Annotated in this window: 1 protein-coding gene and 2 pseudogenes; 1 reads left to right on the forward strand and 2 read right to left on the reverse strand. The window is 47.6% G+C overall.

The genetic code is table 11. The features are described from left to right. Positions 1 to 101 (forward strand): annotated as a pseudogene (locus R7Z47_RS25390) (FAA hydrolase family protein); the annotation flags it as partial. Here the strand turns inward: R7Z47_RS25390 and R7Z47_RS25395 are convergent. Beyond that, positions 98 to 409, reverse strand: coding sequence for an AzlD domain-containing protein (locus tag R7Z47_RS25395; protein ID WP_015313014.1), 312 nt, complete (start codon positions 407 to 409; stop codon positions 98 to 100). The pseudogene R7Z47_RS25390 and the gene R7Z47_RS25395 sit on opposite strands and share 4 nt — an antisense overlap. After that, positions 409 to 637 (reverse strand): annotated as a pseudogene (locus R7Z47_RS25400) (branched-chain amino acid ABC transporter permease); the annotation flags it as partial. The pseudogene R7Z47_RS25400 and the gene R7Z47_RS25395, both read right to left, overlap by 1 nt.

Here is a 637-nt window from a genome sequence, read left to right on the forward strand (position 1 = left end):
CGCCGCAAGGGGTTGGCGAAGTCCATCAAGGCGACATCTTCCTTGGGCGTTTAAAATGTGGCGACGTCACCTTGTTAGAAATTGAGTGGGTGGCTGATTAAAGCCAAACGCGCAAAAGAAGAAACGCCACCATACTGACAACCGTCGTTAAGAGAACGTTTTTTGTCAAATAGGCGATCAACGCAGCCAATGTCGCAGCCAATAAAAACGGGTTTTGTACGCTGACACTGAGTTCCCCTTCGGGGATGAAGACAATCGGCGCCCAGATCGCGGTTAAAACGGCCGGGCTTGCGTAGTTGAGAATCTTTTGTGTGCGCGTGCCGAGCTTTAATGGCAACTTCGGCTCGAGAAACAAGTATCGGCTTGTGAACACCAACAGCGTCATGAGTAAAATTGACAGCATAATCATTAGCGTTTCTCCTGTACTTGTTCGACAAAATAGCCTGTTAACATGGCTAAAATGCTCGAAATCATCAAACTTCCTTCCACTTGGTAATAGCTTAACGCGACTGAGCCTACCAAAGCCACTACGACGCTAGAAAGTACCGCTGCATTTTTAATCGTGGGTACGACAATCGCGATAAAGGTTGCGGCTACCGCAAATTCCAATCCCATTTCATTCAGTTCTGGGATTAGG

The organism is Vibrio sp. 1641 (genome assembly GCF_033339995.1).
GTDB lineage: Bacteria > Pseudomonadota > Gammaproteobacteria > Enterobacterales > Vibrionaceae > Vibrio > Vibrio alginolyticus.